The organism is Peterkaempfera griseoplana (assembly GCF_001418575.1).
Classification (GTDB): domain Bacteria; phylum Actinomycetota; class Actinomycetes; order Streptomycetales; family Streptomycetaceae; genus Peterkaempfera; species Peterkaempfera griseoplana.
Window position 1 is genome coordinate 1 of the sequence record NZ_LIQR01000536.1, and the last position, 4,526, is coordinate 4,526.

Sequence of the window (4,526 nt, forward strand, 5' to 3'; positions counted from 1 at the left end):
CGGCCCGGGCCGCACCGCTCAGCCGGGCCGATCGACGATGTTGGTGCCCTCGCCGCTGCCCAGGGGTGACGCACGGCATGGCGGTCACGGGGAGGCGGCCGCGGATCGCGCTGCGCCAGAAGCCCGACCCGGCCGGAACGGCCGGGAGGCGGGGCGGTCGCGTCAACCGGTGGGTGGTGCGGGCGCGGGCAGATGCTGTGCCCGCCGGGCGGTGATGTGCTTCAGGCTCTCGGCCCGCCAGGCAAACCGGGTGCCGGGTGCCGTTCGCCGTTCTCCATCCGCCGTCTCCCTGCCTCCGGGTATCACGTTGTCCCCGTACCGCGCTCCGCGGTACGCGTCGGCTCCGATCACCTCCCGCTCCCCGTCCGCTCCGTCGCGGATCGGGCAGCGGGCAGCAGAGCCGCCGCCAGCACCGCGGCCAGCGCCGCGGCGTAGGCCCCGGTCTGCACGGCCGGGTTGCCGTCGGCGAGGTACACGGCGGTTCCGGCCAGCGGTACGCCCAGCCACTCCCACCGTCCGTCCAGGGCCACCAGCACGACGATCAGCAGGGCGTACCAGGGGTATCCGGGGGTCAGTACCAGCAGGGCCGTGCCGGTCACCAGCAGGGCGCCGCGCCAGGGCCGCGCCGGGTCTCCGTGGCGCAGGACCCAGCCGCACGCCGCCGCCACCGCGAGTACGGCCGCGCCCTGGGCGAGCGTGTCGGGGAGCACCAGCCGCAGCAGGCTGAAGCGGTGCAGCTGTCCGTCGTCGTAGCCCTCTTCGTGGAGGTATCCGGGCAGGTAGCCGAGCACCGCCGTGCCGTCGGAGGCCGCGTACGGGAGGTAGGCCAGGGCGAAGACGACGACTGCGGTCGCGGCGGCGAGCACGGCGCCGCGGCGGCCGGCCCGCGGCGTGTGCGGGCGCAGGACGCCGGAGAGCAGCCCGGGTACCGCCAGGCCCGGCAGCAGTTTGACGGCGGTGGCGGCGCCGAGCAGCGCGCCTGCCGCCGCACGGTTGCGTCTGCGGGCGGGTGCGGTGGCCAGGCCGAGCCCGGCTGCCGTGAGCAGGGCTCCGAGTGCGTCGATGTGGGCGTTGTTCACCGCCTCCAGCGGTACGGCGGGGCACCAGGCCCACAGTGCCGCCTGCCACTGCCGCTCGCGCCCGGCCCGTCGGCGCAGTACGGCGAGGAGCACCCCGGTGGTGGCGAGGGCCGTCAGCGCCCCGCCGGCCTGGACGGCCTTGTGCCGGGCTCCGGCCGGAGCGGCGGCCTGCACGGCCGCGAACCAGCCTTCGGCCACCGGCGGGTAGATGGTCGGGACGGTCGGCCGGTTGATGCGGGTGCAGATCCCGCCGGGGGCGGGGTGCAGGTTCCAGGCCCGGCAGTCGGTGCCGGTGGGGAAGAGCCATGGGTCGCGCAGTGCGCCGAGGGCCGGGTCCGCCGGAGTGTAGCGGTACGGGGAGATCCCGGCCGCCTGCACCCGGCCGTCCCAGGCGTAGCGGTAGGAGTCGTCGCTGGTGCGCGGCGGTGCGACCAGTCCGGTGGCTGCGACGGCCAGCGCGCCCGCCGCGATCAGCGGCAGCAGCCGGCGGGCGGGGACGCGGCGTGCCGTCACCACGGCGGCGGCGAACAGCGTCCAGCACAGGGCGTACCAGCCGAACAGCCCTCCGGTGTGACCGAGGTCCCCGCCGCGGCGCAGGGTCAGGAGCAGGCAGCCGCACAGGGCGGCGACGATCGCGGCGCACAACGCGGTTCGGGCGCCGGGGGTGCCCCACCAGGCGGTGGTGCGTGCGGTCGGCTGAGTGTCACCGCCGGGGCGGGTACGGCTGTCCGCCCGGGCGCGGGTCTGCGTCGGGAGGGGGTCTTCGGCTGTGGGTGGCATGCCGTCACCTGGCCAGGGTGACGAAGTGACGGCCTGCCGAGGTCCAGGCCCTGGCGGTGCGCAGACCGGCCCGCCGGCCCTCCCGCAGCGCGGCCCGGGCGCCGAGCCGGGCCCAGGGGAACGCGGGTCCGCGTCGGCCGGCGTCGTCCTCCATGCTCACCTCGATGCGTTCGTCGACGTCCTCGGATTCCACCTCGGCGATCAGCCGGCCTTCGGGGGCGAGCAGTGTCCGGGTCCGGGCCAGCAGGCAGCCCGGGTCACCGCCGATGCCGAGGTTGCCGTCGATCAGCAGGACGGTGCCCCATCGGCCCTCGCCCGGCAGCCGGTCGAAGACCGAACGGCACAGGGCCGCGCCGCCGAGACTGCGGGCGTGGTGGACGGCGGCGGCCGCCACGTCCACTCCCAGGGCCGGCACTCCGGCGGCCATCAGTTCGGCCACCAGCCGCCCCGGCCCGCACCCCACGTCCAGCACGGGGCCCTGGCCGGCGCAGCGCTCCAGGACACTGCGGTCGGCTGCGTCGGGCGGCCCGCACCAGCGTTCCACCTCCAGCCGGTGGCGTTCGCCGTCCGCCCTGCGCAGCCAGAGCGGTCCCCGGCCGGACCGCACCGCGGCGCCGTACGGGCCGTCGGCCCAGGGCCGCGCCGACCGGTGGGAGGCACGCCGGGGCGAGGGGGACCCACTGGGTGAGTGATCCTCGACGAGTCCGTGGTCCGGTTCGCTACGCGGTGGCGAGGCCATGCGCACCTGCCGAGGTCGGCGGCTGCCAGCAGGCGGCGAACCGGGTGTGCGGGGCTGCGTCTGCCACCTGCTGCGCCTCGGCGGCGGTGTCCACGTCCGTGAGGACGGCCAGCTCACGGGTGCGCAGACCGGCCGCCGCCAGGCGCTTGCAGAGCTCGGCCCCGGTGTGCGGTGAGGACATCGGCAGTCCCCGCAGCAGTGGGCGTGCGGCGGCGGGCCGGGCCAGCCCGAGGGCCCAGAAGCCGCCGTCCGCGGCGGGTCCGTACCAGGCGTCGCAGTCCTGCCAGGCGCGCGGGCCGAGCGCGGGGGCGAGCAGTCCGGGGGTGAGCTGCGGGGTGTCCATGCCGACCAGCAGGGCCGGGAGGCCGGGGTCGGCGGCCTCGAAGGCGGCCGCCAGTCGCGTGTCCAGGCCGCCGCCGCACTGCGGGACCACCTGGTAGCCGGGAGGCAGCCACCGACCCGGCTGGCCGTCGAGCACCAGCAGTCGGTGGCGCACGGGCAGGCGCGCTCCGGTGTGCAGGGTGTCGGCGAGGGCGGCGGCGGCGACCTCGGCGGCCTGCTCGGGGGTGCACGGGGGGCACAGCCGGGTCTTCACCCGGCCCGGCACCGGCGCCTTGGCGATCACCAGCAGGGTGCCGGTGACCGGTGGCCCCTGGGTGCGGGCCAGCACCCGCCGCATGTCGTGCACGGCCTGCCGGGTGCCGCGCAGCGTACCGGTGACCTTGGAACGTCCGGCGCGCGGGCGGTAGTCCACCGGTACCTCGGCGATCCGCAGCCCCAGCGCCGCCGCGGACAGCACCGTCTCCAGCGGATACCCCGAGCGGCGGTCGGTCTGGGCCAGGGCCAGCAGCGCATCCCGGCGGGCGGCCCGCATCGGACCCAGGTCATGGAGCCGGGCGCCGGTGCGGCGCCGCAGCTGCCGGGCGATCCCGGCGTTGGCCAGCCTGGCGTGCAGCGGCCAGACCCCCCGCCCGACGGGGACCCGGCGGCCGAGCACCAGGTCCGCCCGGCCGTCGAGCACCGGGGCGGTGACCCGGTGCAGCTGGGCCGGGTCGAGGGAGGCGTCGCAGTCGAGGAAGCAGACCAGGTCGGCGGTGGCCGCGGCGAGGCCGGCGTGGCAGGCGGCGCCGAAGCCGCGCCGGGGTTCGTGCACCACGGTCGCACCCAGTGAGCGGGCCAGCTCCGGGGAGCCGTCGGTCGATCCGTTGTCCACCACGATCGGCCGCCACCCCGCGGGCACACGCTGGAGCACCCAGGGCAGGGCAGGTGCCTCGTCGAGGCAGGGCAGGACCACATCCACCGTGGTCAAGGGGGGTGGCTGCTGAGTCGGAGTCACGCTGTCACGTTACGAGCGGGCAGCGGCCCGGAACGGTTACGACGCCTTACGGAAGTACTACGAGGCCGGACATCACCGGATTTTCCGGACGGTCGCCGTCCTAGACTGCCCCGCATGGCCGAACGCACGCCCGGACAGCACCTCCCCTCCGACGAGCCCCCACGCAGGGTGCTCGTCGTGGACGACGACCCCACCGTCGCCGAGGTCGTCAGCGACTACCTCACCCGGGCGGGCCACCTGGTCGACCGCGCCGCGGACGGACCGGCCGCACTCGCCCTGGCCGCGGCTCACCGACCCGACCTGGTGGTGCTCGACCTGATGCTGCCGGGCCTGGACGGCATTGAGGTCTGCCGCCGACTGCGCGCCGCCGACCACGGGACCGGACGCGCACCCCTGCCGGTGGTGATGCTCACCGCCCGGGGTGAGGAGGCCGACCGCATCCTCGGGCTGGAGGTCGGCGCCGACGACTACGTCACCAAACCCTTCAGCCCACGGGAGCTGGTCCTTCGCATCCGGTCGGTGCTGCGCCGCACCACCGCGGCCGGGCCGGCCGCGGGTACCGGACTCCTCGCCGCCGGCGGCATCACCCTGG

4 protein-coding genes and 1 pseudogene are annotated in these 4,526 nt (G+C 76.4%); 1 reads left to right on the forward strand and 4 read right to left on the reverse strand.

Annotation, left to right across the window (positions count from 1 at the left end; genetic code table 11):
* Window positions 1-347 precede the first annotated feature (347 nt).
* The 4 genes and pseudogenes from AOK09_RS31975 to AOK09_RS42755 form a co-directional block, all read right to left on the reverse strand.
* Window positions 348-1,859 (reverse strand): glycosyltransferase 87 family protein, encoded by a 1,512-nt coding sequence (locus AOK09_RS31975; protein ID WP_079063598.1) that lies wholly within the window; start codon window positions 1,857-1,859, stop codon window positions 348-350.
* A 4-nt stretch (window positions 1,860-1,863) separates the two neighbouring features.
* Entirely contained in the window at window positions 1,864-2,466 is a 603-nt protein-coding gene (locus AOK09_RS31980; RefSeq protein WP_157876118.1) for a methyltransferase domain-containing protein, read from the reverse strand.
* Between the two features lie 112 nt (window positions 2,467-2,578).
* Complete coding sequence (locus AOK09_RS42750) at window positions 2,579-3,223, reverse strand: TIGR04282 family arsenosugar biosynthesis glycosyltransferase (protein ID WP_407675451.1); 645 nt, start codon at window positions 3,221-3,223, stop codon at window positions 2,579-2,581.
* A gap of 6 nt (window positions 3,224-3,229) precedes the next feature.
* Window positions 3,230-3,934 (reverse strand): annotated as a pseudogene (locus tag AOK09_RS42755) (glycosyltransferase family 2 protein); the annotation flags it as partial.
* Window positions 3,935-4,048: 114 nt separating this feature from the next.
* Here AOK09_RS42755 and AOK09_RS31990 point away from each other — a divergent pair.
* A partial coding sequence (locus tag AOK09_RS31990; RefSeq protein ID WP_157876119.1) for a response regulator transcription factor occupies window positions 4,049-4,526 on the forward strand: 478 nt, incomplete at its 3' end.

Coding starts and splice junctions, on each gene's coding strand:
- AOK09_RS31975 (WP_079063598.1), bottom strand. CDS start 1,859: ATGCCACCCACAGCCGAAGACCCCCTCCCGACGCAGACCCGCGCCCGG.